A 25,446-nucleotide genomic window follows, 5' to 3' on the forward strand; every position below is an offset into this window, starting at 1 on the left:
ATCCGGCCGGAAGGCCAGAATCCTCGGGGTTCAGCCCGAGGAGCAAGTCAAGGCAACGAACTCGGTGTCGTCCGCGACGGCTCGTGCGTCCCCGACCAGGACGACCGCCAGGAGCTGGCCGCCAAACTCGGCTTCAGCGAGACGGTGTTCGTCGACGACCCCGAGCGCGGCGTCATCGACATCTTCACCCCCACCCTGCGCCTGCCCTTCGCGGGCTACCCCTGCGTGGGAGTGGCCTGGCTCCTGGACGTGCCGGAACTGGTTACCCCCGCCGGCACGGTGGGGACCCGCCTGGACGGCGAGTTCACCTGGATCGAGGCCCGCCCGGAGTGGGCCCCGCCCCGCACCCTGCGCCAGTACGCCACGGCCGACGAGGTGGACGACCTGCCCGTCCCACCGCCAGGCGACTGGCTCTACGCCTGGTCCTGGGAGGACGAGGCCGCCGGCCGCGTCCGAGCCCGCGCCTTCCCCGGCCGAATCGATGAGCGCGGCGGCAGCCGCTCCAGTGGAGCCGGGGCTTGCACCGGGGGCATAGAGGAGGACGAGGCGACAGGCGCGGCGGCCCTGCTCCTCACGGCCCACCTGGGCCGAGCCCTCAACATCACCCAGGGCGCGGGCTCCCAGATCCTCACGGCCCCCCAACCGGCCGGCTGGGTCGAGGTCGGCGGCCGGGTGGCGCTGGAACGCTGACGCGTACCCGCCGTCCCCATGGGGCTTCGTGGCCCCCGCCCAGGGTCACGCCGACAGGGGGAACTCCTCGGCCAGGGCCTGGAAGACCGCCGTGTTCAGGGAGAACGCCTTCTTGCACTCGGTCACGATGCGCTGCTTCTCCAGGTCGTCGGCTTGGACGGTGTCCAGGAGCTCGCGGTAACTCCGCTTGAAGGCAGCCGGGTTGGGGATCTCCTCGAAGACGTAGAAGCGGACTCCGTCGCCCTTCTTCGTGAAGCCCCACGTCTTCTCCGCCTTGTCGCGGATGATCTGGCCGCCGGAGAGGTCGCCGAGGTAGCGGGTGTAGTGGTGGGCGATGTAGCCCGCCGGCCACTGCTCGGCGCACTCGCGCACCCGTGCCGCGTACGCCTCGGTCGCGGGCAGCACGCTCACCTCCGACCGCCAGGAGGAGCCCCGCAGATGGGCCAGGTCCCGCTCGAGCTCGGCCAGGCGGAACAGCTCGGGCCGGATGAAGGGGCCCGCCACCGGATCCGACGCCAGCCGTTCGGCCTCGTCCTCCAGCGCCTCGTACACGAACCAGAGTTGCTCGGTGTACCGCGCGTACGCGTCCACGCTGAGCCGGCCGCCGAGCAGGTCGCTCATGAAGGTGGAGGTCTCCGCCTCCGTGTGCTGCTCGTGGGAGGCGGTGCGGATGAGTGTCGAGAAGGAATCCATGAGGCCATCCTCTAAGGTAAGGCTTGCCTAAGTCAACGGGTTGCCGACACCTTGTCGGGAAAACCTTACCCCGGATTCCGGCCAAACGGGCGTGGGTGGGCATAAGGGGATAGGGGCGTGAGGGTGTGACGGCACAAGGGTGTGAGGGCACAGGGAAAGGCCCGCCCCCTGAAGGGAGCGGGCCACGGCGGACGGGCGCGGTCTACGGCAGCGTCAGGATCTCCGCCCCCGTGTCCGTCACCACCAGCGTGTGCTCGAACTGGGCGGTGCGCCTGCGGTCCTTGGTGACGACCGTCCAGCCGTCTTCCCAGACGTCGTACTCGTAGCTGCCGAGCGTCAGCATCGGCTCGATCGTGAAGGTCATCCCGGGCTGCATGACCGTCGTGGCGTGCGGGCTGTCGTAGTGCGGGACGATCAGGCCGGAGTGGAACGACGTGCTGATGCCGTGGCCGGTGAAGTCCCGGACCACGCCGTAGCCGAACCGCTTGGCGTACGACTCGATGACCCGGCCGATGATGTTGATCTGCCGCCCGGGGCGGACTGCCTTGATCGCGCGGTTGAGGGCCTCGCGGGTGCGCTCCACCAGCAGGCGGCTCTCCTCGTCCACGTCACCCACGAGGTACGTCGCGTTGTTGTCCCCGTGCACCCCGCCGATGTACGCGGTCACGTCCAGGTTGACGATGTCGCCGTCCCGGAGCACCGTCGAGTCCGGGATGCCGTGGCAGATGACCTCGTTGACCGAGGAGCACAGCGACTTGGGGAAGCCGCGGTAGCCGAGCGTGGAGGGGTAGGCGCCGTGGTCGCACATGAACTCGTGCGCCACCCGGTCCAACTCGTCCGTGGTGACGCCCGGAGTGATGTGCCGTGCCGCCTCCTCCATCGCCTGCGCGGCGATCCGCCCGGCGGTCCGCATCGCCTCGACGGTCTCCGGCGTCTGCACCTCCGGCCCGGTGTACGGCTTCGGTGCGGGCCTGCCGACGTACTCGGGGCGGCGGATGTTTCCGGGCACGGAACGGGTCGGGGACAGCTCCCCGGGGACGAGCAGTGACTGGCCAGACATGTCGGGGAGTCTATCCGGGGGTGATGGGGGAACATGTCCGTGGCGAGAGGAGCTGGTCATGGCCCTGTTCAAGAAGCGGACCGCCGGTAAGCCGGGCGAGTGGTACTACTGCCTGGAGCACAAGAAGGTCGAGGAGGGGCCCGAGTGCCCCGCCAAGGACCGGTTCGGCCCGTACACCTCCCGCGAGGAGGCCCAGCACGCGATGGACACCGCCCGCGAACGCAACCTCCAGTGGGAGAACGACCCGCGCTGGCACGACGCGCCGGCGGGCGGCACCGAGGAGGACAGCGGGGGTAGCGGGGGCTGAGCAGGTCCGGCAGCGGGGGGAGCAGGCCTGAAGGAAGAGGCCGATCGCACCGCTCGCGCCGATCACGCGGCCGCGCGCACGGTGGCGGCCGCGCGGTCCTCCCGCAGCCGCACCGCGTGCTCGTTCGTGCGGGCGTCGTACCGCATCAGTCCCGGCAGGCACAGCGCCAGCAGCCCCACCGCGCCCGCGCACAGCAGCCCGCCCGACCACACCGACGCCCGTACGCCCCACCACGCGGCGAAGGAGCCCGACCGGACCTGCCCGAGTTGGGGACCCGCCGAGTAGGACAGCAGCTCGATCCCGGCGAGCCGGCCGCGCAGCGCGTCCGGGATCGTCTGGTTCCACATGGCGCCCCGGAAGACCCCGCTGACCATGTCGCAGCCGCCGGCCACGGTCAGGAACAGCAGCACCAGCCACAGATTGCCCACGAGACCGGCGGCGGCGATCGCGAGACCCCACAGCAGCGCCGCCAGCACCACCATCCGCCCGTGCCGGTGCACCCGGGAGGTCCAGCCGCTGGTCAGGCTCACCAGCAGCGAGCCCAGCGGCACGGCCGCGTACATCAGACCCAGCGCCCACCGCGCGTCCAGCTCGTCCGCGAGGAAGGGCAGCACGGCCAGCGGCATCGCCAGGAACATCGCGGCCAGGTCGACCACGTACGTCCCCAGGAGTTCCTTGCGACCCCAGGCGTACCGGGCGCCCTCGGCGATGGCCCGCAGGGACGGCTTCGCGGCCTCGTGGGTGGCCGGCTGGGCGGCGATGCGCACGACCAGGACGACCGAGACCGCGAACGTCACCGCGTCCGCGGCGTACGCCCAGGAAAGGCCCGCGTACGCCACCACCACGCCCGCCGCGGCCGGGCCCGCCACCCCGCCGACGGTCCAGCGCAGGGAGTTGAGCGCGGTCGCCGCCGTGAGGTGCTCGTGGGCCACGATCCGCGGCCACAGCGAGTCCAGCGCGGGCCGCTGCACGGAGGTCAGCGCGGCACAGAGGGCGGCGATCACGTACAGCGGCCAGACGGCCGGGTGCGGCAGCAGCGCCCCGGCCAGCAGCGCCACGCTGAGCAGCCCCTGCCCGACCTCGGTCCACAGGATGAGCCGGCGCTTGTCCAGCGCGTCCGCGAGAGCCCCGCCGTACAGCCCGAACACGATCAGCGGGACCAGCTCCGCGGCCCCGAGCGCGCCCACCGCCGCGGCCGAACCGGTCAGCTCCTTCATCTGCACCGGCAGCGCGACGAAGGTGAGGAAGCTGCCGAAGTTCGAGATCAGGCCCGACACCCACAGCCGCCGGAAGTCGCGTGAGGCGTGCCAGGGGGCGAGGTCGGGGAGCACGGCCCGCAGGCCGGAGGCACCGGGGGCACCGGGAGCGCCGGAGGCATCGGAAGCTCCGGGGGCATCAGTGGCACCGGAAGCGCCGGAGGCACCAGAGACGTCGGTGGGAGGGGCGGGGCAGTCGTCGGTCACGAGGGGCCATCGTCGGCAGGCGGAGGGCCACCGGCAACCGGTTTTCCTCGCGCCCCGCTACCAGCGCGGCGGCGGAGGCGCCGTCAGGAGGTCCGCCAGCCGCGACAGACGGTCCCGGAAGCGGCCGCGACCACGCGGGGCCGGCAGCACGTTCTCCCCGGCCGCCGCGCTCACCAGGTGCTGCACGGTGTCCAGGTCCAGCTCGGCCCCCGGCGGCACCGCCAGCGTCTCGTGCGCCATCGCCTCCAGCTCGCCCCCGCCGCACCCCAGGGCCAGCACCGTCGCTCCGGCCCGCCGGGCCTCGTGCACGCGCTCCAGGAGCGGGGCGGGCTCCTCGGGAGCCACCACGAGCAGGGTCTCGCCGCGCCGGGCCGCCGCCAGCCGCCCCAGGCCCACGGCCAGATGCGCCCGGTCCGCGGGGCGCGGGGCGTGCCGTACGAGGGTCGGGGCCAGCTCCGGGGTGCCCGACCAGGCGGCCTCGTCCACCAGGTGGGCCGCCAGGTGCCAGGGCTCGTCCTCCGGCGTGCCCACCAGCAGCAGCCCGCCCCCGTGCGACACCACGGCCCCCCGCAGCACCCCCGCGAACCGCCGGGTGGCCCCCAGCCACTCGGTCCCGGCGAGCACCTCGCGCAGCAGCGTGACCCGTACGGCGTCCATACGCGCGCATCTTGTCGCAAACAGGCACGGGCGGGGCGGACTTCGGTTCGCGTTCGTCCTCCCGGGGGACCCGGCGACAGCGGGGGTCGCGGACGTAGAGTCGGCGCATGACCTCTAGCGACAGTGCACACAAGGCCCCCGCCAAGGATCCCTGGGACCTCCCCGACGTCTCCGGGCTGGTCGTGGGCGTGCTCGGGGGAACCGGTCCGCAGGGCAAGGGCCTGGCCTACCGGCTCGCCCGCGCCGGGCAGAAGGTGATCATCGGCTCGCGTGCCGCCGAACGGGCCCGGGCGGCGGCCGAGGAGACCGGGCACGGCGTCGAGGGCGCCGACAACGCCGAGACCGCGCGCCGCAGCGACATCGTGATCGTCGCCGTGCCGTGGGAGGGCCACGGCAAGACCCTCGAGGCCCTGCGCGAGGAACTGGCCGGCAAGCTCGTCGTGGACTGCGTCAACCCGCTCGGCTTCGACAAGAAGGGCGCCTACGCGCTGAGGCCGGAGGAGGGCAGCGCCGCCGAGCAGGCCGCGGCCCTGCTGCCGGACTCACGGGTGGCGGCGGCCTTCCACCACCTGTCGGCGGTCCTCCTCCAGGACCGTGCGATCGAGCGGATCGACACCGACGTGATGGTCCTCGGCGAGGAGCGCGCCGACGTGGAGACCGTCCAGGCGCTGGCCGGCCGCATCCCCGGCATGCGGGGCGTCTTCGCCGGGCGGCTGCGCAACGCCCACCAGGTGGAGTCGCTGGTCGCGAACCTGATCTCGGTCAACCGCCGCTACAAGGCGCACGCCGGGCTCCGGATCACGGACGTATGAGTCCATGGGGGACACTGGTGGCCGTAGCAGTGTCCCCCGACAGGAGCCGACCACCATGCAGTCATCGCCCCCGCCCCACCCGGCCCGGCGACTCGCCCTCTACGCCCTGATCGTCTGCCTGCTCACCGCGGCCGCGGCCGTCGTCTCCTTCGTCCAGGGCATCTGGCTGGTGGGGGTTGTGTGGGTGCTGCTGGCGGGCCTGTCGTCCAACATGACCTGGTACTACGCCCGCCGCGGCCGGGCGGGGCAGGACGGCTCCGTCACCGGCTGACCGGGCAGAGTCCGCTGCCGCCCTGCCAGAAGCGGTACAGCTCGTGACCGCAGTACTGGTCGAGGGGGCCGACTCCGAGGTGGTGCAGCAGCGTGTGGATCACGTCGAAGAACGCGATGTTGAGCGAGGGCACCCACAGCAGCGCGAAGACGAAGATCAGACCGAACGGGGCGAACGGCTCCACCTGGCGCTTGACGCCGTGCGACAGCCAGGGTTCGACCACGCCGTAGCCGTCCAGGCCCGGGACCGGCAGGAAGTTCAGGATCGCGGCCGTGACCTGGAGCAGCGCGAGGAAGGCCAGGGCGTACCGGAACCCGTCGGGCACGCCGTCCAGCGCGTGCAGCCAGAACGGGGCCGTGCACACCGCCGCGAACAGTACGTTCGTCAGCGGTCCGGCCGCCGAGACCAGGCTGTGCCGCCAGCGGCCCCGGATCCGGCCGCGCTCGATGAACACCGCGCCGCCGGGCAGCCCGATCCCGCCCATGACCAGGAACAGCAGCGGAAGCAGGATGCTCAGCACGGCATGCGTGTACTTCAGCGGGTTCAGTGTCAGATAGCCCTTGGCGCCGACGGTGAAGTCGCCGCTGTGCAGCGCGGTGCGCGCGTGCGCGTACTCGTGCAGGCACAGCGAGACGACCCAGGCCGCGGTCACGAACAGGAACACCGCCAGACCCGGCCGGCCCGGAATCGGGGCGAAACCGGTCCAGGCGGCCCAGCCCCCGACCGCGGTGACGGCCAGGATGCCGAGGAAGACGGGGCTGATCCGGCGGTCGCCGCGGCGGGTGGTGGCGGACGTCATGGGGGACGGCTCCTGTGCTCGTACGGTTCGTGCGGCGAGCCCGACCGTACCGGGCACACGGGCGGAACGTCCCGCCCGGGGCCACGGGTTCCCGGCCGCTCGTGCGCCGCGCCGCCGAAATCCCGTGACTGTCCGTGAGACCACCGGAGACAATGGACCTCGTGCGCTATCGCATCCTCGGCACCACCCAGGCACTCCGTCCCGACGGCACCGCCGTTCCGCTCGGCGGGGCGCGGCTGCGCGCCCTGCTGACCGTGCTCGCCCTGCGCCCCGGCCATACGGTCCCGGTGCGCGCCCTCGTCGACGAGGTGTGGGACGGCGAGCCGCCCGCCGACGCCACGGGCGCGCTCCAGGCCCTGGTCGGGCGGCTGCGCCGGACGCTCGGCGCGGACGCGGTGGCTTCCGCGGAGGGCGGCTACCGGCTGGTCGCCACGGCCGACGACGTCGACCTGCACCGCTTCGAACGGCTGGCCGGGGAGGGCGTGCGGGCGCTGGGCGACGGCGACCCCGCGAAGGCGGCCGTCGTCCTCGACGACGCCCTCGCGCTGTGGCACGGCCCCGCCCTCGCCGACCTGCCCGACCGCACCGCCGAGGCGGCCCGCTGGGACACCCGCCACCTGGATGTGCGCCGCGCCCGCCTCACCGCCGCCCTCGCCCTCGGGCACGCCGAGCGGAGCCTGCCCGAGCTGACCGCCCTGTGCGACACCCACCCCCTGGACGAACCCCTCCAGACCCTCCGCCTGCGCGCCCTGCGCGACGCGGGCCGCACCGCGGAGGCCCTGGCCGCCTACGAGGACGTACGCCGCCTGCTGGCCGACCGCCTCGGCTCCGACCCCGGCCCGGAACTGCGCGCGCTGCACGGGGAACTGCTGCGGCCCACCGGCCGGGCGTGGCCGGCGCCCGGCCCGGCCGCGGGCGCGGGGGCCCGGACCGCCGTCCCCGACCCCGACACGGCCCCCGCGCCGCGCACCGCCGCTGAGACCGCCGCCTCCGCTCCGGCACCCTCCGAGGACGGTCCGACGGCGCCCGCACCCGCCGGGCCGGGCGTCGTCGCCCCGGCAGGTACCGGCGCCCTGGCAGGCACCGATGTACCGGCAGGCAGTGTGGCCCCGGCAGTCACTGGTGTCCCGAGCGGCACTGTCGCCCCGGGAGGCGCCGTCGCCCCGGCAGGCATCCCCGCTCCGGCAGGTACCGACGCTGCGGCAGGCACCGGCGTCCCGGCGGCCACCGGCGTTCCGGAAGGCACGGACGCTGAGGCAGGCACCGGCGCCCCGGCAGGCACTGCGGTCCCGCCTGCCACCGGTGTCCCGAGCGGCACTGGCACGGTCGCCCCGGCAGGCACCCGTGTCCCGGCGGCCACCGGCGTTCCGGGAGACACGGACGCTTCGGGAGGCACCAGTGTCCCGGTCGACGCCTACGCCCCGGCAGGCACCGACGCTGCGGCAGGCACCGGTGTCCCAGCAGGCACCGGCGCTGCGGCAGGTTCCGGCGTCCCGGCGGCCACCGGCGTTCAGGGAGTCACGGGCACTGCGGCAGGTACCGACGCCGCGGCGGGCACCGACGCCCCGGTGGCCGCCCGGGGCGAGCAGCCGCCTCCCGCCGTGCCCGCCACCCGCCCCCCGAGCAACCTCCGTGCCCGGATCACCTCCTTCGTGGGCCGCGAGGCCGACATCGAGACGATCGGAGCCGACCTCGGGGCCGCGCGTCTGGTGACGCTGCTCGGGCCGGGCGGGGCCGGGAAGACCCGGCTGTCGCAGGAGGCGGCCGAGGCCGTGCGGCCGGTGCCGCGGGACGGCGTGTGGCTGGCCGAACTTGCCCCCGTCGACGACGCCGAGGCCGTGCCCGAGGCCGTGCTCACGGCCGTCGGCGCCCGCGAGACCGTGCTGTACGGCGCCGGTGCCGAGGAGATGCGGGCCGCGGTCGCCGACCGGCACGACGACCCCGTCGAGCGGCTGGTCGAGCACTGCGCCCGGCGCCGCATGCTGCTCCTGCTCGACAACTGCGAGCACGTCGTCGACGCGGCGGCCCGCCTCGTCGAGGAACTGCTCGCCCGCTGCCCGCACCTCACCGTCCTCGCCACCAGCCGGGAACCCCTCGGCATACCCGGCGAGGTGCTGCGGCCGGTCGAGCCGCTGCCCGAGCCGGTGGCGCTGCGGCTGTTCGCCGACCGCGGGGCCGCCGTCCGGCCCGGTTTCCGCACCGATGCCGACCAGGACACCGCGGACGCCTGCGCCGAGATCTGCCGGCGCCTGGACGGGCTGCCGCTGGCCATCGAACTCGCCGCCGCCCGGCTGCGGATGCTGGCCCCACGGCAGATCGCCGACCGGCTCGACAACCGCTTCCGCCTGCTCACCTCCGGCAGCCGTACCGTGCTGCCCCGCCAGCAGACCCTGCGGGCCGTCGTCGACTGGTCCTGGGACCTGCTCGACGCCGAGGAGCGGGACGTCCTGAGCCGGCTGTCCGTCTTCGCCGGCGGCTGCGACCTCGCCGCCGCCGAGGCCGTGTGCGGACCCGCCGCCTTCGACGCGCTCGCCTCCCTCGTCGACAAGTCCCTCGTGGTGGCGGCCCCCGCCGCCGACGGCGAGATGCGCTACCGGCTCCTGGAGACCGTCGCCGAGTACGCCGGGGAACGGCTCGACGAGGCCGGCGGCCGTACGGAGACCGAGCGCGCCCACCTGACGTACTACCGCGAACTGGCCCGCACTACCGACCCGTTGCTGCGCGGCCCCGGCCAGCGCGCCGCCATCGCACGGTTGGAGCTGGAGTACGAGAACCTGCGCACCGCCCTGCGCCACGCCGTCGCCGCACGCGATGAACAGGAGGGCCTGTGCATGATCCTCTCGCTCACCTGTTACTGGCAGATGCGCGACGTGCGCATCGAGGCCCGCAACTGGTGCAGCGAGGTCATGGAGCTCGGCCCCGACCCCTTCACCGAGCCGGTCCGGCGCGCCGCATCCGTCTGGCAACGGTGCACGGACGCCCCGCCCCCGATGACGGGCGAGGTCCTCGCCGAGGCCCGCCGGGGCCTGCATCTCGTCCATCTCGCCTGTATGGACACCGAGTTGGAAGCCTGGGAGTCGCCCGAGGCGAAACAGAAGCTGCGGCTCATCGCCGAGGTCTACCAGCCCGGTCAGCCGCAGACGTGCCGCAGCCCCGGCGTGCTGTGGGTCTTCGCGGTGATGCTGAGCGGCGACGTGGAGCGTCTGCACGAGGTCACCGACGCCGCCGTACGCACCTGCCGCGAAACCCCGGGATTCGAGTGGGAGCTGGCCCACGCCCTCCAGTGGCGCGCCAACCTGCTGGCCAACCGCATCGAGCGGGCCGGGGACGCGGGCCGGGACGCCGACGAGGCGCTGGAGATCTTCCAGCGCCTCGGGGACGCCTGGGGCACTGCCGAGGCGCTTTCCGCGCGCGCGGAGACCCGCGAACGCACCGGCGCCTACCTGTCGGCCGCCGCCGACTACCGGGCGGCCATCGAGCTCGCCGAACGCCTCGGCGCCCCCGCCCAGGTCGCGGTCCTCAACGCCCGCCTGGGCAGTGTGCTGATGGAGGCGGGCGAGGGCGAACGAGGCGAACGGCTGCTGCGCGAGGTCATCGAACAGAGCCGCAACGGCCACAACGACGCCATGCCCGCCGCCCGGCTCTTCCTCGCCGGCCGGCTGGGCATGACCGGCCGCGTCTCCGAGGCGCGCGATCAACTGCGGTTGCTGCGTGATGAGTTCGGCATCTCGCACTTCGTCGTCTTCGACGCCTTCATCCTCGGTGCCGAGGCATGGCTGGACGCGGTCGACGGCCTCTACGAGGACGCCCTGGACAAGTCCCGCCGGGCCCTCAGGCGCTCCCAGGACCCCCTGTCCGAGGCCATCGCGCCCCATATGCGCTCGGCGTACCTGATCATTGGTGCCCGGGCCCTGGTCGGCGTGGACGGCGGACGTCGGGCCCGGGACGCCGCCCGCTGCATCGCCGCCGCCGACGCCCTGCTGCCGCCCCGCCACGTGCCCTCCTCCCTGGAACGCCATGCCCGCGACGAGGCTGTCGCGCGCACGCGGGCCACCCTCGGCGAGGAGGCGTACCAGGCCGCGTACGCGGAGGGCGGCGGCCTGTCCCGGGAGGAGGCCGCCGCCCTGCTCTGAGCCGGCGCGACGCCGCGCGGTCAGCTCTTGGTGCGGAACTTGTGGATGGCGACCGGAGCCATCACCGCGGTGATCGCCAGCGACCAGCCCAGGGTGATCCACAGGTCGTGGGCGACCGGGCCGCCCACCATCAGCCCGCGCGCGGCGTCGGCGAGCGTGGACAGCGGGTTGTAGTTGGTGAAGGTCTGGAGCCAGCCCGGCATCGACTGCGTCGGCGCGAAGATCGACGAGCCGAACTGGAGCGGGAACAGCACCAGGAAGCCCATCGCCTGCACGGACTGCGCGTTCTTCAGGACCACGCCCAGGGTGAGGAACACCCACATGATGGACGAGGCGAACGCGGCGGACAGGGCGACGGCCGCGAACAGGCCGCCCCAGTGGTGGATGCGGAACCCGACCAGGACGGCGACGAGCATCAGCACGGCGGTCGCGAACAGCATCCGCGCCAGTTCCACCGAGATCTTCGCGAACAGCACCGAGCCGCGCCCGATCGGCAGCGACCGGAACCGGTCCATGACACCGGAGTTGAAGTCCTGGCTGAACCCGGTGCCGACGCCCTGGGACAGCGTCATGCTCATCATCGCGATCATGCCGGGGATGACGTACTGCACGTACCCGTCCTGCCCGCCGCCGAGGGCCTGCCCGATCGAGCCGCCGAAGACGTACACGAACAGCAGGGTGAAGACGATGGGCATCAGCAGGGCGTCGAACATCGACTCCGGGTCCTGCCGGATCCACAGCAGGTTGCGGCGGATCAGCGCGCCGGTGTGCCGCAGATGGGCACGCAGCGGGATCCGGGCGTCGGCCTGGGAGCCGGGGGAGCCCAGCGGGGTCGTGGTATCCAAGGGGGCGGCGCGGAGCGTCTCGTTCAGGGTGGTGGTGGGCGACGGGCGGGCGCTCATACGGCGACCTCTTCGCGGGTGTCGGCGGGCACGGTGTCCTGCGGGGCACTGGCGCGGTGGCCGGTGAGGGACAGGAACACCTCGTCCAGGCTGGGCAGTTCGGTGGTGATGGAGGTGATCGTGATGCCGCGCGCGGTGACCGCGCCGATCACGGCGGTCAGCTGCTCGTCGCTGAGGACCGGTACGAGCAGGCAGCCGGCCTCGGCGTCGATGGTCGTCGTGGCCATCCCGGTGATGCCCAGCTCGTCGAGCATGGCGGCCAGCGGGCCCAGTTCGAGCGCGTCGGCCGGCTTCACGCGCAGGGTGCGCCCGCCGACCTTCGCCTTCAGTTCCTCGATGCGGCCGTTCGCGATGACCTTGCCGCGGTCGACGACGGTCAGTTCGGAGGCGAGCTGCTCGGCCTCCTCCATGTACTGGGTGGTCAGCAGCACGGTGACCCCGTCGCCGACCATCGTCTTGACCTCGTCCCACACCTCGTTGCGGGTACGGGGGTCGAGGCCCGTGGTGGGCTCGTCCAGGAAGAGGACGGCGGGCCGGCCGATCATCGAGGCGGCGAGGTCGAGCCGCCGCCGCATGCCGCCCGAGTACGTGCGCGCCGGCCGCCGCGCGGCCTCGGTGAGCGAGAACCGCTCCAGCAGTTCGTCGGCGCGGGCGCGGGCCTCCTTGCGGGGCAGGTCGAGCAGCCGGCCGATCAGGTACAGGTTCTCCCAGCCGGGGAGCTTCTCGTCGACGGAGGCGTACTGCCCGGTCAGGCCGATGACCCGGCGCAGCTGCCGGGGCTGCCGTACGACGTCGTAGCCGGCCACGGTGGCCTGCCCCGCGTCCGGGACGAGCAGGGTGGACAGGATGCGTACGAGGGTGGTCTTGCCGGCGCCGTTCGGCCCGAGCACGCCCATCACGGTGCCCTCGCGCACGTCCAGGTCCACGCCGTCCAGTGCCTTGGTCTCGCCGTAGTGCTTGACCAGCCCCCGCACGGTCACGGCGTTCGGCACGCCGCCGGGGTTGTCGTCGATTCGCGTCATGCCCTGAACGGTGCCAGCCCCCACCGACAAACCACCGACAGCCCACCGACAGACGGCACCGGGCGCCGACATATCCCCGACGAGCACCGCAACCGTCGGTGGAGGAACCGCAAAAGAGTTGGCCCCGCCGACGGGGGAAGATCGGCGGGGCCAACTGTTTCTACCGCGATGGCTCAAGGGGAGGTCAGTGCACCGAGTGCTCCTCCAGCGGGAACGTCCCGCCCACCACGTCCTCGGCGAAGGCCTTCGCCGCGTCGCCCATGACCTCGCGCAGGTCGGCGTACTTCTTGACGAACTTCGGCACGCGTCCGCCGGTCAGCCCGAGCATGTCGGTCCACACCAGCACCTGCGCGTCCGTCTCGGAACCGGCGCCGATACCGACGGTCGGGATGTGCAGCACCCGCGTCACCTCGGCGGCCAGTTCGGCCGGCACCAGCTCCAGGACCACCGCGAACGCGCCCGCGTCCTGCACGGCCTTGGCGTCGCGCAGCAGTTGCTGCGCCGCCTCCTCGCCGCGGCCCTGCACGCGGTATCCCATGGCGTTGACGGACTGCGGGGTCAGGCCGATGTGGGCCATGACCGGGATGCCGGACTCCACCAGGAGCCGGATCTGCTCGTGCGACCGCTCGCCGCCCTCCAGCTTCACCGCGCCGACGCCCGCCTCCTTCACCAGCCGGGTCGCCGAGCGCAGCGCCTGCACCGGGCCCTCCTGGTAGGAGCCGAAGGGGAGGTCGCCGACGATCAGGGCGCGCTGGGTGCCGCGGACGACCGCGGCCGCCAGCATGGTCATCTCGTCGAGTGTGACGGGAACGGTCGTCTCGTAGCCGAGGTGGCAGTTGCCCGCGGAGTCACCGACGAGCATCACCGGGATGCCGGCCTCGTCGAAGACGGACGCGGTCATCGCGTCGTAGGCGGTGAGCATGGGCCATTTCTCGCCGCGTTCCTTGGCGAGGGAGATGTCGCGAACAGTGATGCGGCGAGTGCCCTTTCCCCCGTACAGCGCCTTGCTGCCGTCGGAGGGCTTGTTGCGGGCAGCCGAAAGCTGCGTCATGACAACGGCTCCTTCAGTCATCTCGGGGCACCCTGACGGCGTCCCCGGATCCCTCCCATGGTGGCACCTCGTGCCGGAGGCGGCCAGAGGAGCCCCGTGTGCGCAAGATCTCGCACGAAAGTCGTAAGATCTGGGTAAAGGATTTCCGATACGAGACGGTCTCGTATCGGAAGGGGCCTAGGCTCGGCGCCATGACTACTCCTGCCGACCGTGCCGCCCCCGGCTCCCGGGTTCCGGAGGCGGTGCACCGCCGACGCTGGGCGATTCTCGGCGCGTTGATGCTGAGCCTGCTGATCGTGGTGCTCGACAACTCGATCCTGAACGTCGCGATCAAGACCATCTCGACCCCCGCGCCGATCGGCCTCGGCGCCACGCAGAGCGAGTTGGAGTGGGCGATCAACGCCTACACCCTCGTCTTCGCGGGCCTGCTGTTCACCGCGGGCCTCGTCGGCGACCGCATCGGGCGCAAGAAGGTCCTGATCGGCGGCCTGATCGTGTTCGGGGCCGGTTCCGCGCTGGCCGCCGAGTCCGGCTCGCCCGGCCAACTCATCGCCTTCCGCGCCCTGATGGCCCTCGGCGCCGCCTTCGTCATGCCGGCCACCCTGGCCGTCCTGATGAACGTCTTCGAGCGCGAGGAGCAGCCCAAGGCCATCGGCATCTGGGCCGGCGGCGTCGGTCTGGCCATCGCCATCGGCCCGATCACCGGCGGTCTGCTCCTGGACCACTTCTGGTGGGGCTCGGTCTTCCTGATCAACGTGCCCATCGTCGTCATCGCGGTCGCGCTGATGCTGTGGCTGGTGCCCGACTCCCGCGACCCGCGGCCCGGCCGCCTCGACCCGGTCGGCGTCGTGCTGTCCGTCGTCGGCCTGGTCCTGCTCGTCTACGGCATCATCAAGGGCGGCGAACTCGCGGACTTCACGGACCCGACCGTGCTGGCGTCGATCGTGGCGGGCCTGGTCGTCCTCGCGGCCTTCGTGGTGTTCGAGAAGCGCAGCGACCACCCCTCCCTGGACGTCACCTACTTCAAGAACAAGGTCTTCTCGGCCGCCATGACCGCCATCGCGCTGGTCTTCTTCGCGCTGATGGGCGTGACGTTCTTCGGTGTCTTCTACACCCAGAGCGTGCGCGGCTACTCGCCGCTGGAATCCGGTGTGCTGATGCTGCCGCTCGCCGTCGCGCAGCTGATCTTCGCGCCGCGGGCCCGGCTGGTCGTCGACCGCTTCGGCAACAAGGCCACCACCACGGCCGGTCTGCTCCTGCTCGCCGGCATGCTGGCCGCCTTCGCCGGCTTCGAGGCCGACACGCCGATCTGGCTGCTGGAGGTCGTCTTCTTCCTCATGGGCACCGGCATGGCGCACATCATGACGCCGACCAGCGTCGTCATCATGCAGGCCCTGCCCCGCGAGAAGGCCGGCTCGGCCTCCGCGCTCAGCAACACCTTCCGCCAGGTCGGCGGCGCCCTCGGCATCGCCGTCCTCGGCTCGGTGCTCTCGACGGCGTACCGCAACGACATCGAGGGCAAGCTCGGACTGCTCCCGGCCGGACTGCGCGACAAGGCCGGCGAGTCCATCGAGGCCACCCTCGGCATCGCGGCCAAGCTCGGCCCGCAGGGCAAGGACCTGATCGGCCCGGCCAACGACGCCTTCCTGCACGCCATGCACGTCACCGCGTTGTGCGGCACCGTGGTCGCGCTCGTCGGCGCGGCGGTGGTGGCCGTGTTCCTGCCGGGCAGGCAGGCTGTACCGCAGAAGGGCGAGGAGGAAGAGGAACTGGTGGCAGCGGTGGAGTAGTGGGGCACGACGGGCCATGCGGCGACGGGGGACTGCGGCGGTCGTCGGTGGGGTGGACCCACCGGCGGCTGCCCGATAGGACAATCTCCTGTGCAACGAAAGGACGGCCCACGTGAGCCTTGCCGACAGCCACGCCGCTGCCGACGCCCCCGTGCGGGGACGCCCCCGCAGTGAGGCGGTGGAACGCGCCATCGTCGAGGGCGTGATGAAGCTGCTGGAGGACGGCGTGCCGCTGGCCGAACTCTCCATCGAACGCATCGCCCGCACCGCGGGTGTCGGCAAGGCCACCATCTACCGGCGCTGGAGCGGCAAGGAGGAGCTGTTCGTCGACGTCGTACGCGCCGCCGAGCCCCCCGACCCCGAACTGCCGGGCACGTCCATGCGCGACGACCTCGTGGCCATCCTCGAACAGCTGCGCCACCGCGGCCTGATGAGCCGCACCTCGCTCATCCTGCACAACGTCTACGCCCAGATGAAGAGCAGCCCGAAGATCTGGTGCGCCTACCACGCGACCGTCGTCGAGCCGCGGCGCAAGCTCCAGATCGAGGTCCTGCGCCGTGGGCAGCGCGACGGCGAACTGCGCCCGGACATCGACGTCGATCTGCTCGGCGACATCTTCGTCGGCCCCATGCTGGTGCGCAGCGTGATGCGCCCCGACGCCGACCTGCCCGAGGGCCTGTCGGAGCAGATCGTGGACTCGGTGCTCGAAGGGCTACGCGCTGTCAGTTCCCCGCTGTGATGTGCACGTTTCGTCACAGACCGGTCCCTGTGCGGTGCAACCGGAACTCCGCGCACCGCCTTCTTCGTCCTCCTGCCCGTACGGCCGTCAAGGACGGCGGGAGCGGTGCCGATCATCCCCTAGGGTCGTAGACCACGGGGGTGGACGGCGTGCACGGCAGGCAGTGAGGCGACGGTATGGCGCGACAGGCGTACGTGACGGAGACGGCGGGCGGCTCGGGGTACGGGCGCCGCGGAGACCGGCTCCGGCGCCTGGTGCGCGGCGGGCCCCACGGCGGGCCCGGCGACGGGCGGATGTGGCGCCGGGGCCTCCTCCTCGCCGCGTTCGCGGTCGTCCTCGCCCTGGTGATGCTGATGCACGCGCAGATCCCCAACCGGATCGGCAACCTCGGCAGCCTCACCGAGACCTTCCTGCCGTGGGCAGGCCTGTGCGTACCGGTGCTGCTGGTCCTGGCCCTGGTGCGCAGGTCGGCGACCGCGGTGGTCGCCGTGCTGCTGCCCGTGATCGTCTGGCTCCACCAGTTCGGCGGCCTGCTCACCGACAAGACGGGCACCGGCGGCGACCTGATGGTCGCCACGCACAACGTCAACGCCGAGAACCCCGACCCGTCCGGCACCGCCCGGGACCTGGCCGCCTCCGAGGCCCAGGTGCTCGCCCTCGAGGAGCTGAAGGCCTCCGCCCTCCCGGTCTACGAGCGGACGCTCGCCCCGGCGTACCGGTACCACACGGTGCAGGGCACGGTCGGGCTGTGGAGCAAGTACCCGATCAGCGGCGTCCGCGCCGTCGACATCAAGCTGGGCTGGACGCGCGCCCTGCGCGCCACCGTGGCAACGCCCGAGGGGCCCGTCGCGGTGTACGTGGCCCACATGCCCTCGGTGCGGGTGAAGCTGAACGCCGGGTTCACCGCCGCGCAGCGCGACGAGAGCGCGGACGCGCTGGGCGAGGCGATCGCCGGTGAGCAGTTGCCCCGGGTGATCCTGCTCGGCGACCTGAACGGCACCATGAACGACCGCTCGCTCAACGCCGTCACCTCCCAGCTGCGCTCCACCCAGGGCGCCGCGGGCAGCGGCTTCGGGTTCAGCTGGCCGGCGTCGTTCCCGATGGCGCGGATCGACCAGATCATGGTCAGGGGAGTGGACCCGGTGAGCTCCTGGACCTTGCCGCGCACCGGCAGCGACCACCTGCCGGTCGCCGCGCGTGTGAAGGTCAACCCCTAGTAACCAGGTCTTCAACCGCCGGAATACCAGGCCTGAGAGACTTTGTTCCGTACTCGAACTTACTCGTGGCATCCCGGTGCCGCCCCGTACGGAACCTCCCTCAGAAAGGCCCCTCCATGCCCCTGGCCCTGCTCGCCCTCGCCGTGGGCGCCTTCGGCATCGGTACGACCGAGTTCGTCATCATGGGGCTGCTCCCCGACGTCGCGGACGACCTGCACATCTCGATCCCCGCCGCCGGGCACCTGGTCTCGGCGTACGCGCTGGGCGTGGTCATCGGCGCCCCGCTGCTGGCCGCCGTCACCGCGCGGCTGCCCCGCCGGCACGTCCTGATCGGCCTCATGGTCCTGTTCGTCGCCGGCAACGCGCTGTCCGCCCTCGCCCCCGGCTACCACTCCCTGCTCGCGGCCCGCTTCCTGAGCGGTCTGCCGCACGGCGCCTTCTTCGGCGTGGGCGCCGTCGTCGCGACGAACCTGGTGGCGCCGGACCGAAAGGCCCGTGCGGTGTCCCTGATGATGCTCGGCCTGACCTCGGCGAACGTCGTCGGCGTCCCGGCCGCCACCCTCATGGGCCAGCACCTCGGCTGGCGGCTGACCTTCCTCGCGGTCAGCGCGATCGGGGTCGCGGCGATAGCGTCCCTCGCCCTGCTGATCCCGCACGACCGCACCCACGCCGCCACGGCCGGCCTGCGCGGCGAACTGGCCGCCCTGCGCTCGCTCCCGGTGTGGCTCGCCCTGTCCACGACGGTGGCCGGCTTCGGCGCCCTCTTCGCCGCCTACAGCTATGTCGCGCCGATGCTCACCGGCGCCGCCGGGTACGCCGAGGCCGGGGTGACGCTGCTGCTCGGCCTGTTCGGCGTGGGCGCGACCGCCGGCAACCTGCTGGGCGGCCGCCTGGCCGACCGCTCGACGCGGGGCACGCTGTTCGGCGGGCTCACCGCGCTGGTGGTCGTCCTGACGCTGTTCCCGCTGCTCATGCGCGCCGAGTGGAGTGCGGCCCTCGCGCTGGTCCTGCTGGGCCTGACCGCGTTCATCGCCGGCTCCCCGCTCCAGCTCATGGTCATGGAGAGGGCGTCGACGGCCCCGTCCCTGGCCTCCGCGGCCAACCAGGCCGCGTTCAACCTGGCGAACGCGGGCGGCGCCTGGATCGGCGGCCTGGCCCTCGCCGCGGGCTTCGGCGTGACGTCTCCGGCCCTCGCGGGGGCCGCCCTCGCGGTGCTGGGTCTCGCAGTGGCCGGGGCGGCCCAGCGCGTGGACCTGCGGCGGACGGGTGCCGTGCGGGGCAGGGAGCGCGTGGTCGCCTCGCACCTGCCGACCGCGGCCCGCCCGGGGACCTCGCCCCGCGCGACGAGCACGGGGGACCTCCTGGACGAGGCCGTTCGGACCGAGGGCACGGCGGGCAGCCCGGGTGTCTAGCCCCGGGGCCGCCCGTGTGCCCGTGCTCCCGTAAAGGCCCGGCGCCTACGCCGACTCCCGCCAGCCGTTGGTGATCGGTAGGCGCCGGTCCTTGCCGAAGCCCTTCGCGGAGATCTTCGTGCCCGGCGGGTACTGGCGCCGCTTGTACTCGGCCGTGTCGACCATCCGGAGCGTCTTCGCGACCAGCTCGCGGTCGTAGCCCGCCGCGATGATCTCGTCGGCACCCTTGTCGTGGTCGACGTAGAGCTCCAGGATCGCGTCCAGCACCGGGTAGTCCGGCAGCGAGTCGGTGTCGACCTGGCCGGGGCGCAGCTCCGCGCTCGGCGGCTTGGTGAGGGAGTTCTCCGGGATCGGCGGGGTCTCGCCGCGCTCGGCCGCGGCCCGGTTGCGCCACTCGGCCAGCCGGAAGACCGACGTCTTGTACACGTCCTTGATCGGGCCGTACGCGCCCACCGAGTCGCCGTACAGCGTCGAGTAGCCCACCGCCAGCTCCGACTTGTTGCCGGGCGCGAGGACGATGTGGCCCTCCTGGTTGGAGACCGCCATCAGCAGCGTGCCGCGCAGCCGGGACTGGAGGTTCTCCTCCGCCAGGCCCGTCAGGCCCAGGGAGCCCATGTACGCGTCGAACATCGGCGCGATCGGGACGGTGCGGAAGTTCAGGCCGGTGCGCCGTGCCAGCTCCGCGGCGTCGTCCTTGGAGTGCTCCGAGGAGTACTTGGAGGGCATGGACACGCCGTACACGTTCTCCGCGCCCACCGCGTCGCAGGCGATCGCCGCGACCAGCGCGGAGTCGATGCCGCCGGACAGGCCGATCAGCACCGAGCGGAAGCCGTTCTTGCGCACGTACGCGCGCAGGCCCACGACCAGCGCCGTGTAGACCTCCTCGTCGTCGTCCATGCGCGCGGCGCACTCGCCGGTCGCCTCCGGCGCGTAGGCCGGTACGGGTTCCTCGGACAGCACCGTCCGGTCGATGCGCAGACCGTCGTCGACCACGCCTGCCGGGGCGTCTGCCGAGGCGGCCGGCAGGTCCAGGTCCAGCACCATGAGGTCCTCGGCGAACTGCGGCGCCCGCGCGATCACCTCGCCGTCGGGGGCGACCACGATCGAGTCGCCGTCGAAGACCAGCTCGTCCTGCCCGCCGGTCATGGCGAGGTAGGCGAGGGTGCAGCCGGCCTCCTGGGCCCGCTTGCGGACCAGGTCGAGGCGGGTGTCGTCCTTCAGGCGCTCGTAGGGCGAGGCGTTGATCGAGACCAGCAGCCCCGCGCCCGCGCTGCGCGCGGCCGGCACCCGGCCGCCGTCCTGCCACAGGTCCTCGCAGACGGCGAGCGCGACGTCGACGCCGTGCACCCGCAGGACCGGCATGGTGTCGCCGGGGACGAAGTAGCGGAACTCGTCGAAGACGCCGTAGTTCGGCAGGTGGTGCTTGGCGAAGCTCAGCACCACCTCGCCGCGGTGCAGCACCGCCGCCGCGTTCTGCGGCGCGCCGGCCGGCATGCCGTACTTCGGCTGGGCGGTCTCACCGCGGTCGAGGTAGCCGACGAGTACCGGCAGCTCCCCGAGGCCCTCCGCGGCGAGCCGGGCGGCGAGGTCGCGCAGCGCGGCGCGGGACGCCTCCACGAACGACGACCTCAGGGCCAGGTCCTCGACGGGGTACCCGGTCAACGCCATCTCCGGGAACACCGCGAGATGCGCTCCGCGCTCCGCGGACTTTCGGGCCCGGCGGACGATCGCCTCGGAGTTCCCGGCGAGGTCTCCGACGCGCGAGTCGATCTGGTTCAGGGCGAGACGTAGTTGAGGCACGCGCCCAGTGTAATCGTCAGAGCGACGCGATCACCGGGCCCCTGTCTGTGGCCCGCCCCACGTCGTCCCCGCGTCCCCGACGGCACCTCCGGCCCGCCGCGACGCGGGCGAGCGACCTCGCGCGGGCCCGCCATGAGCGCGTCAGGCGTGCCGCGGGTGGAGGCGGACCGGTCCACGCGCCCGTCCCGGTCGTGGTCGAGCCGGGCCTCGATGCCCCAGCCGTCCGCCGACGCGTCTGAGGAACCGGGCGCACCGTGACCCGGCGTCCGGCGTCGTGCCGCGCACACGCGTGCGCCCGCCCCTCTCTGAGGAGGGGCGGGCGCACCGCCGTTGACGTGGTGTCAGCGGCGGTAGGACTCCAGGTAACCGTCCGCGGGCGAGCCCACGCCGGTGACCGTGTCGTAGCCCTTGACGGCCTTCAGCGAGCTGTCCTTGCCGAGGCTGCGGACGGAGACGATCAGACCGTCGGCGGCGTCGAAGGCGTTGGCGTAGTCCACGCGCGCGACCGCGAGTTCCTTGCCGTTCGGCTGGTCCACCACGTCGTGGTAGACCTTCGTGCCGTACTTCGAGTAGATCGCCGGGTTGGCGAAGCCGATCGCCCTGCCGCCCGCGGCCTGCTGGGCGAGCGCCTGGACGCCCGCGATGACCGGCGCGGCCAGCGAGGTGCCGCCGATGCGGTACTCGCTGTACTGCTGCGACCCGTCCGGGAAGGTCTGCGTCTGGCCCACCAGGAAGCCGGTGTTCGGGTCGGCGACCGCCGCGATGTCCGGGACGACGCGGTTACCGGTGGAGTGGTACGCCGCGGCCAGCGCCTGCGGTACGACGCCCTGCTGGTAGTACGGCTGCGGCACGGTCCGGCTGGTGCCGCCGCCCGCGCCCGAGGTGAAGGCGCCCGGGAAGCCGGTCCAGCTCTTGCCGTCCGCGGACAACGCGGCCCGCTCGGTGCCCCAGCCGGTCTCCCACAGGTACTTCTGGCCCTTGCCGACGGCCAGCGAGGTACCGCCGACCGCGGTCACCCAGGCCGAGTTGGCCGGGGTGTCGACCTGCTTCCTGCCGGTGTTGGCGACCTCGTCGCCGTCGTCACCGGAGGAGAAGTAGAAGCCGATGCCCTCGACGGCGCCGAACTGGAAGACCTGGTCGTAGGCGGCCGCGACGTCCGGCGTCTCGTTGGCCTCGATGTCGCCCCAGGAGTTGGAGACGATGTCGGCCAGGTGCTCGTCGACGATCTTGCTCAGCGAGTCGAGCAGGTCGTCGTCGTAGCAGGAGGCGGCGCCCACGTAGACGACGTCCGCGTCGGGCGCGACCGCGTGCACGGCCTCGACGTCGAGGGTCTCCTCGCCGTACCAGCCGGCCGCCCCGCACTCCTCGGTCTTGGTGTACTTGGCCGGGAGCACCTGGCGCAGCTGACTGGTCTTCCAGGGCTTGTCGCCGTTCTTCTTGGCGTAGGTGGCCGCGTCGAAGGCGATGGTCGGCGAGGCGAACGCGTCGGTGATGGCGACCCGGACGCCCTTGCCGGTGTACTTGTTGCTGTTGGCGCCGTAGGCGGCCCGCAGCTCCTTGCCCGTGTAGCCCCTGACGGCGTACGGGATCTTCTGGCCGTACGCGGTCGGCAGCGTGCTCGCGACGTTCGAGCCGTGGTACGTGGAGAACGGCCCGGCGTTCCTGAACACGTCGTCCGGCGGCGGCAGCTGGTCCTTGTGCTGCGCCTTGTGCGGGGCGCTGTCCAGGCCGGTGACGGTCAGGACCGCGCCGTTCAGCGACGCCGGCACCGAGGCCGTCTGCGCCGGAGCGCGGTAGGTCCTGGAGCCCTTGGCGTAGTTGTGCAGCTGGGTGCCGAACGCCTTCTCGGTGGCGGCGACGTCACCGCTGACGGCGATGTAGTGCGGGGTGACTGCGGTGACCTTCAGACCCGCCGACGCCAGCCAGGACTTGACCGCGTCGACCTGGGCCTCGGTCGCGCCGAAGCGCGCCTGTGCCTGCTGGGCCGTCAGGTACGTGCCGTACCGGGCCGAGGACGGGTCGGAGACCTCCTTGGCGTACTGGGCGAGGCCGGCGGCGTCCCGCCCGGCCAGGTAGACCCGGGCGGTGACCTGGGCGCTCCTGGACGCGGCCCCCTTGTCCGCGTTGGCCGTCGCCCAGGCGGGCCTGGTGCCCGCGAGCGTGTGCCGGCCCGGGTTGTCCGCGGCGTTCGCCGCGGGTGTGCCGAACGCCAGTGCGCCGGCGAGCAACGGCAGCGCCGCTGCCATGCTCAGTCCGGCTCGCGCTGTGGCGCGGTTGGATCTCATAGAACCCCCTGCGATGCGGTTCGCATGTGACGCAATGAGTGGTGTGTCCTCGCGTGATCTGTGTGGAGCCCGCGGCGGTACGGCCCGTCAGTGGATCACTCGTAGGGGGCCACTCTTCCCGATGATCCGTTCATGTCAGGGGAATGTGGAGGCCAAGAGAATCCCAAGTAAACGTCAGGTGGGGTGAATTGCGGCTTTCGCCCGCTGGTCGGTGAACGGAAAGAGGTGTCCGGATCACGAACGGGGCGCCGCGCCACGCTCCTTGAGCATGCCGGCCATCAACCGCATCTCCGAGCGCTGCGAGGCGACCATGCCCCGCGCGAGCCGCTTCTCCACCCCGACCGTGCACCGGGCGACACAGCCCTCGGCCATGTGGACGCCGCCCTTGTGATGGTCCGTCATCAGTTGGAGGTAGAACACCTCGGCCTGCCTGCCGCTGAGTTCGCCGAGCTTGCGCATCTCCGTGTTGGTCGCCATGCCGGGCATCAGCGCGCCGTCCTCGCCGGCGGGCATCTCGCCCATGCCCATCCACGTCATCGGCGGGTCCGCCGACACCTTCGGCAGCTCCCACAGGTCGAGCCAGCCCAACAGCATGCCCCGCTGGTTGGCCTGCGTCTGCGCGATGTCGTAGGCGAGGCGGCGCACTTCGGTGTCCGTGGTGCGGTCGCGCACGACGAACGACATCTCGACGGCCTGCTGGTGGTGGACCGCCATGTCCCGGGCGAAGCCGGCGTCCGCGGAGTCGGCGGCGGGCGCCTTCGCGGCGTGGCGCGCCCCGCCGCTGTCCTCGGCGACCGCGTACGTGATCGCCCCCGTCGCCACCAGCGCGGCCGCCGCGGCCCCGGCGATCAGTCCGACGTGCCTCACCGGTCCAGTCCGCCCGTGCAGGTGGCGCCCGGCTCCGGCGTCTGCGGGCCCTGGACGAACTCGGCGAGGAACCTGTCCACCTGCGGGTCCGCTGCGCTCGTCACCGTGCGCTGGTGCGCCCAGGCCGACAGCATGAGCGGGTCCTTCTGGTCCTCGACCGGACTCATCAGCGTGTACGGCGTCTTCCGCACCTTCGCCGCGAGCGCGGCCACGTCGGCCTGGGAGGCCTTGCTGGTGTACGTCACCCAGACGGCGCCGTGCTCCAGCGCGTGCACGGCGGCTTCGTTCTTCACCGGTTCGCTGTACACATCGCCGTTGCAGTTCTGCCAGACAGGGTTGTGGTCGCCGCCGACCGGGGGCTCCATCGGATAGGTCACCGGGGCGGTGGTGTGGTTGCGCTCCAGCGTGCCCTTCCAGGTCCGTACCCCGTCCGCCCGGGTGACGAAGTGCCCTCCGCCGCCCTTCCCGTCGCTCGCCGCGGCCGGCGCGGCGTCCGAGGACCCCGAGTGCAGGAGCACCACACCGCCGGTGACCAGCCCGGCCACCACGACCACGCTCGCGGCCACCGTGAGCCACCGCGTGCGCCGCTCGCGGACGCGCTGCGCCCGGCGCATCTCCTCCGTACGGGCCTTGTGCGGTGCGCTACCGGTCGGGTGCGGGGAGTCCATGGCGGGGTCCTTCGTGGGGGAAGGGGCGGGCGGGTGTGGCGATGCGGTGGCTGTGCGTGCCCGAGGGGCCCGCTGATCGTAGTGGGACGCACGCGCCCGCAGGGAGACCGCCAAAAAGTTGAATGACAGATTCGTATTATCTACGCTGGCCTCCATGCGGCTGCTGCGTTCCACCGACATGGCGCTGCGTGTCCTGATGAGGCTCGCGGTCGCCGGTGAGTCCAGTCCCACGACCCGTGAGGTCGCGGACGACATGGCCGTGCCGTACACGCACACCGCGAAGGTGGTCGCCGAGCTCCAGCGCCGCGGCCTGCTCGCGGCCCGCCGCGGCCGCGGCGGCGGGCTGACGCTCACCGAAGCGGGGCGCAACGCCTCGGTCGGGGCCCTCGTGCGCGAGCTGGAGGGCGAGGGCGACGTCGCCGACTGCGAGGGCAGCACTCCCTGCCCGCTCAGCTCCGACTGCCGTCTGCGCGGCGCCCTGCGCCGGGCCCAGGAGGCCTTCTATGTCGCGCTCGACCCCTACACGGTCGCCGACATGGTCGCGGCCCCGACGGGACCGCTGCTGCTGGGCCTGCCCGCCATGCGGCCGCCGACCTGACCGCCGCGGCGCGCGACCGGACCCGGCGAGACCCGGAAGGGCAAAGCACGCCGAAAGGCCGGCCGAGGCGGTTCGCACCTTCTCGGCCGGCCTTCGGGGCCCCTAGGGCCTCTCGTTTGGGTCAGGCCGGGCTCGCGGGGTCTGGCACCGCACCTCGCCGCGTTGTCGTCGGTTGGCAGGGCTCCGCCCTGCCGCCCTCCTCCGCCTTGC

General features: G+C 72.6%; 22 protein-coding genes. 10 read left to right on the forward strand and 12 right to left on the reverse strand.

What is annotated here, in order from left to right:
- Nucleotides 1–690, forward strand: coding sequence for a PhzF family phenazine biosynthesis protein (locus ACIHCX_RS01870; RefSeq protein ID WP_400026581.1), 690 nt, complete (start codon nt 1–3; stop codon nt 688–690).
- A gap of 45 nt (nt 691–735) precedes the next feature.
- On the opposite strand, the gene ACIHCX_RS01875 is transcribed toward ACIHCX_RS01870, so the two are convergent.
- Both ACIHCX_RS01875 and map read right to left on the reverse strand, forming a co-directional pair.
- Entirely contained in the window at nt 736–1,383 is a 648-nt protein-coding gene (locus tag ACIHCX_RS01875) for a heme oxygenase (biliverdin-producing) (RefSeq protein ID WP_400025641.1), read from the reverse strand.
- A 202-nt stretch (nt 1,384–1,585) separates the two neighbouring features.
- Entirely contained in the window at nt 1,586–2,443 is an 858-nt protein-coding gene (map, locus tag ACIHCX_RS01880) for a type I methionyl aminopeptidase (RefSeq protein WP_400025643.1), read from the reverse strand.
- 58 nt (nt 2,444–2,501) lie between these two features.
- Between map and ACIHCX_RS01885 the strand changes: the two genes are divergently transcribed.
- Nucleotides 2,502–2,750 carry a hypothetical protein gene (locus ACIHCX_RS01885; RefSeq protein WP_400025645.1) on the forward strand — a complete coding sequence of 83 codons (249 nt, stop codon included), beginning with the start codon at nt 2,502–2,504 and terminating at the stop codon, nt 2,748–2,750.
- A gap of 62 nt (nt 2,751–2,812) precedes the next feature.
- Here ACIHCX_RS01885 and ACIHCX_RS01890 read toward each other — a convergent pair whose 3' ends face one another.
- A complete protein-coding gene (locus ACIHCX_RS01890; RefSeq protein WP_400026583.1) occupies nt 2,813–4,090 on the reverse strand; it encodes an MFS transporter in 1,278 nt (425 codons plus the stop codon).
- Between the two features lie 180 nt (nt 4,091–4,270).
- Complete coding sequence (locus ACIHCX_RS01895) at nt 4,271–4,870, reverse strand: hypothetical protein (protein WP_400025646.1); 600 nt, start codon at nt 4,868–4,870, stop codon at nt 4,271–4,273.
- A 107-nt stretch (nt 4,871–4,977) separates the two neighbouring features.
- On the opposite strand from ACIHCX_RS01895, the gene npdG reads away from it, so the two are divergent.
- Nucleotides 4,978–5,682 carry an NADPH-dependent F420 reductase gene (gene npdG, locus ACIHCX_RS01900; RefSeq protein WP_400025648.1) on the forward strand — a complete coding sequence of 235 codons (705 nt, stop codon included), beginning with the start codon at nt 4,978–4,980 and terminating at the stop codon, nt 5,680–5,682.
- A 4-nt stretch (nt 5,683–5,686) separates the two neighbouring features.
- Nucleotides 5,687–5,953 carry a hypothetical protein gene (locus ACIHCX_RS01905; RefSeq protein ID WP_400025650.1) on the forward strand — a complete coding sequence of 89 codons (267 nt, stop codon included), beginning with the start codon at nt 5,687–5,689 and terminating at the stop codon, nt 5,951–5,953.
- Here the strand turns inward: ACIHCX_RS01905 and ACIHCX_RS01910 are convergent.
- Nucleotides 5,943–6,752 carry a site-2 protease family protein gene (locus tag ACIHCX_RS01910; RefSeq protein WP_400025652.1) on the reverse strand — a complete coding sequence of 270 codons (810 nt, stop codon included), beginning with the start codon at nt 6,750–6,752 and terminating at the stop codon, nt 5,943–5,945. The genes ACIHCX_RS01905 and ACIHCX_RS01910 overlap by 11 nt on opposite strands.
- 152 nt (nt 6,753–6,904) lie before the next feature.
- Between ACIHCX_RS01910 and ACIHCX_RS01915 the strand changes: the two genes are divergently transcribed.
- Nucleotides 6,905–10,885: a BTAD domain-containing putative transcriptional regulator gene (locus ACIHCX_RS01915; protein WP_400026585.1), complete on the forward strand. Its 3,981-nt coding sequence runs from the start codon at nt 6,905–6,907 to the stop codon at nt 10,883–10,885.
- A gap of 20 nt (nt 10,886–10,905) precedes the next feature.
- Here ACIHCX_RS01915 and ACIHCX_RS01920 read toward each other — a convergent pair whose 3' ends face one another.
- The 3 genes from ACIHCX_RS01920 to panB all read right to left on the reverse strand — a co-directional run bounded on the left by ACIHCX_RS01920 (nt 10,906) and on the right by panB (nt 13,860).
- A complete protein-coding gene (locus ACIHCX_RS01920) occupies nt 10,906–11,787 on the reverse strand; it encodes an ABC transporter permease (RefSeq protein WP_400025654.1) in 882 nt (293 codons plus the stop codon).
- The gene (locus tag ACIHCX_RS01925; RefSeq protein ID WP_400025656.1) at nt 11,784–12,809 is read right to left on the reverse strand and encodes an ATP-binding cassette domain-containing protein; all 1,026 of its coding nucleotides are present in this window, start codon (nt 12,807–12,809) and stop codon (nt 11,784–11,786) included. The genes ACIHCX_RS01920 and ACIHCX_RS01925 overlap by 4 nt, the downstream gene beginning before the upstream one ends.
- 184 nt (nt 12,810–12,993) lie before the next feature.
- Nucleotides 12,994–13,860, reverse strand: coding sequence for a 3-methyl-2-oxobutanoate hydroxymethyltransferase (gene panB, locus ACIHCX_RS01930; protein ID WP_400025658.1), 867 nt, complete (start codon nt 13,858–13,860; stop codon nt 12,994–12,996).
- A 191-nt stretch (nt 13,861–14,051) separates the two neighbouring features.
- Between panB and ACIHCX_RS01935 the strand changes: the two genes are divergently transcribed.
- From ACIHCX_RS01935 to ACIHCX_RS01950, 4 genes are all read left to right on the forward strand, one after another.
- Complete coding sequence (locus ACIHCX_RS01935; protein ID WP_400025659.1) at nt 14,052–15,650, forward strand: MFS transporter; 1,599 nt, start codon at nt 14,052–14,054, stop codon at nt 15,648–15,650.
- A 112-nt stretch (nt 15,651–15,762) separates the two neighbouring features.
- On the forward strand, nt 15,763–16,389 hold the full coding sequence (locus ACIHCX_RS01940) for a TetR/AcrR family transcriptional regulator (protein ID WP_400025661.1): 627 nt from the start codon (nt 15,763–15,765) through the stop codon (nt 16,387–16,389).
- A gap of 293 nt (nt 16,390–16,682) precedes the next feature.
- On the forward strand, nt 16,683–17,606 hold the full coding sequence (locus tag ACIHCX_RS01945; RefSeq protein ID WP_400026587.1) for an endonuclease/exonuclease/phosphatase family protein: 924 nt from the start codon (nt 16,683–16,685) through the stop codon (nt 17,604–17,606).
- A 116-nt stretch (nt 17,607–17,722) separates the two neighbouring features.
- Complete coding sequence (locus ACIHCX_RS01950) at nt 17,723–19,018, forward strand: MFS transporter (protein WP_400025663.1); 1,296 nt, start codon at nt 17,723–17,725, stop codon at nt 19,016–19,018.
- 45 nt (nt 19,019–19,063) lie between these two features.
- On the opposite strand, the gene ACIHCX_RS01955 is transcribed toward ACIHCX_RS01950, so the two are convergent.
- The 4 genes from ACIHCX_RS01955 to ACIHCX_RS01970 all read right to left on the reverse strand — a co-directional run bounded on the left by ACIHCX_RS01955 (nt 19,064) and on the right by ACIHCX_RS01970 (nt 24,638).
- Nucleotides 19,064–20,818, reverse strand: a complete 1,755-nt coding sequence (locus ACIHCX_RS01955; RefSeq protein WP_400025665.1) for an NAD+ synthase — start codon at nt 20,816–20,818, stop codon at nt 19,064–19,066.
- Between the two features lie 341 nt (nt 20,819–21,159).
- Nucleotides 21,160–23,103, reverse strand: a complete 1,944-nt coding sequence (locus ACIHCX_RS01960) for a protease pro-enzyme activation domain-containing protein (RefSeq protein ID WP_400025667.1) — start codon at nt 23,101–23,103, stop codon at nt 21,160–21,162.
- Nucleotides 23,104–23,337: 234 nt separating this feature from the next.
- Nucleotides 23,338–23,970 (reverse strand): DUF305 domain-containing protein, encoded by a 633-nt coding sequence (locus ACIHCX_RS01965; RefSeq protein WP_400025669.1) that lies wholly within the window; start codon nt 23,968–23,970, stop codon nt 23,338–23,340.
- Entirely contained in the window at nt 23,967–24,638 is a 672-nt protein-coding gene (locus tag ACIHCX_RS01970; RefSeq protein WP_400025671.1) for a DUF3105 domain-containing protein, read from the reverse strand. Before ACIHCX_RS01970 ends, ACIHCX_RS01965 begins: the two co-directional genes overlap by 4 nt.
- A 154-nt stretch (nt 24,639–24,792) precedes the next feature.
- Here ACIHCX_RS01970 and ACIHCX_RS01975 point away from each other — a divergent pair, with 154 nt between their 5' ends.
- Complete coding sequence (locus ACIHCX_RS01975; protein WP_400025673.1) at nt 24,793–25,236, forward strand: RrF2 family transcriptional regulator; 444 nt, start codon at nt 24,793–24,795, stop codon at nt 25,234–25,236.
- Nucleotides 25,237–25,446 lie beyond the last annotated feature (210 nt).

Origin of the sequence: Streptomyces sp. NPDC052043 (assembly GCF_044548235.1) — a bacterium.
Taxonomy (GTDB): Bacteria; Actinomycetota; Actinomycetes; order Streptomycetales; family Streptomycetaceae; genus Streptomyces.

Excerpts from the sequence above, each read along its gene's own strand:
- ACIHCX_RS01875 (WP_400025641.1), bottom strand. The coding sequence starts at position 1,383 with ATGGATTCCTTCTCGACACTCATCCGCACCGCCTCCCACGAGCAGCAC.
- map (WP_400025643.1), bottom strand. The coding sequence starts at position 2,443 with ATGTCTGGCCAGTCACTGCTCGTCCCCGGGGAGCTGTCCCCGACCCGT.
- ACIHCX_RS01885 (WP_400025645.1), top strand. The coding sequence starts at position 2,502 with ATGGCCCTGTTCAAGAAGCGGACCGCCGGTAAGCCGGGCGAGTGGTAC.
- ACIHCX_RS01895 (WP_400025646.1), bottom strand. The coding sequence starts at position 4,870 with ATGGACGCCGTACGGGTCACGCTGCTGCGCGAGGTGCTCGCCGGGACC.
- npdG (WP_400025648.1), top strand. The coding sequence starts at position 4,978 with ATGACCTCTAGCGACAGTGCACACAAGGCCCCCGCCAAGGATCCCTGG.
- ACIHCX_RS01905 (WP_400025650.1), top strand. The coding sequence starts at position 5,687 with ATGGGGGACACTGGTGGCCGTAGCAGTGTCCCCCGACAGGAGCCGACC.
- ACIHCX_RS01910 (WP_400025652.1), bottom strand. The coding sequence starts at position 6,752 with ATGACGTCCGCCACCACCCGCCGCGGCGACCGCCGGATCAGCCCCGTC.
- ACIHCX_RS01915 (WP_400026585.1), top strand. The coding sequence starts at position 6,905 with ATGGACCTCGTGCGCTATCGCATCCTCGGCACCACCCAGGCACTCCGT.
- ACIHCX_RS01920 (WP_400025654.1), bottom strand. The coding sequence starts at position 11,787 with ATGAGCGCCCGCCCGTCGCCCACCACCACCCTGAACGAGACGCTCCGC.
- ACIHCX_RS01925 (WP_400025656.1), bottom strand. The coding sequence starts at position 12,809 with ATGACGCGAATCGACGACAACCCCGGCGGCGTGCCGAACGCCGTGACC.
- panB (WP_400025658.1), bottom strand. The coding sequence starts at position 13,860 with ATGACGCAGCTTTCGGCTGCCCGCAACAAGCCCTCCGACGGCAGCAAG.
- ACIHCX_RS01935 (WP_400025659.1), top strand. The coding sequence starts at position 14,052 with ATGACTACTCCTGCCGACCGTGCCGCCCCCGGCTCCCGGGTTCCGGAG.
- ACIHCX_RS01945 (WP_400026587.1), top strand. The coding sequence starts at position 16,683 with ATGTGGCGCCGGGGCCTCCTCCTCGCCGCGTTCGCGGTCGTCCTCGCC.
- ACIHCX_RS01950 (WP_400025663.1), top strand. The coding sequence starts at position 17,723 with ATGCCCCTGGCCCTGCTCGCCCTCGCCGTGGGCGCCTTCGGCATCGGT.
- ACIHCX_RS01960 (WP_400025667.1), bottom strand. The coding sequence starts at position 23,103 with ATGAGATCCAACCGCGCCACAGCGCGAGCCGGACTGAGCATGGCAGCG.
- ACIHCX_RS01970 (WP_400025671.1), bottom strand. The coding sequence starts at position 24,638 with ATGGACTCCCCGCACCCGACCGGTAGCGCACCGCACAAGGCCCGTACG.
- ACIHCX_RS01975 (WP_400025673.1), top strand. The coding sequence starts at position 24,793 with ATGCGGCTGCTGCGTTCCACCGACATGGCGCTGCGTGTCCTGATGAGG.